An 856-nucleotide genomic window follows, 5' to 3' on the forward strand; every position below is an offset into this window, starting at 1 on the left:
CATCAGGAAGCCAGCACCGAACACTGCAAAGGTCATCATCAGGGAGGCAAATTCACTGCTGGCCGGGAAGAACACGGCCGCAATCTGCGTGGCATAAAAACCGAAAAGGAAGAAGTCGAATTGCTCAAGGAAATTACCCGAGGTGACCCGGAAAATCGCACTGGCGCGTGAGCGCCCGGAAGGAATTGATGCTGTCATTGACCTGTACTCCACCGCTTTTATGACGTGCACCGCCTCGACGCGCTGCACGGTTCTTATTGGGGAGAATGGTGGAGCAGGATGATCGATATGATAAGTGCATTGTTGGCATGCATTAATGCATGAAACAGATCAATGCAAGTAGAGGCATCCAAGCGTCGAGCGATGGATGTATTCCCTGTAGGAATGCACTACATAAAATTAATGAATTTTTATTATCGCGCTAGGTGACCTAACTTGATTCAAGGACATGGAGAACCGCCTTGAAATCATTAACTCTCAATCCCGCTGAAAAATTTGATACCGCACGAACCAATGAGTACGGACGACAGAGCCGTATTGCGTTGGCAGGCTATGACGCCTGTCACGACCTTGTTGCCTGCATGCTGGCAGCAAGCCTCAGCACTACAGTCTCGGCGAAGATACTGGTCGTTGGCGCTGGTGGTACGGGGCAGGAAATCATTGCAATGGCGACCTTGGAGCCCAGTTGGCGCTTTACTGCGATTGATCCATCCGAGCCAATGCTGGCGGCTGCGAAGCACCAGTTGAAAACGAACGATTTGCTTGAAAGAACGGAAATGCATCTTGGACATGTTGAAGATCTGGAAGCCAACCAGTCCTACGACGCAGCCACCTTGATCGGCGTCCTGCATCATCT

1 protein-coding gene and 1 pseudogene are annotated in these 856 nt (G+C 50.8%); one reads left to right on the forward strand and one right to left on the reverse strand.

The genetic code is table 11. The features are described 5' to 3' along the window. Positions 1 to 198: pseudogene (locus AC1DRJ_RS30265) on the reverse strand (citrate-proton symporter); the annotation flags it as partial. Positions 199 to 461: 263 nt separating this feature from the next. On the opposite strand from AC1DRJ_RS30265, the gene AC1DRJ_RS30270 reads away from it, so the two are divergent. Next, positions 462 to 856 (forward strand): class I SAM-dependent methyltransferase (locus tag AC1DRJ_RS30270; RefSeq protein ID WP_477805352.1); only part of this gene is annotated, 395 nt, incomplete at its 3' end.

The sequence above is a fragment of the Pseudomonas sp. P5_B2 genome (assembly GCF_056400445.1).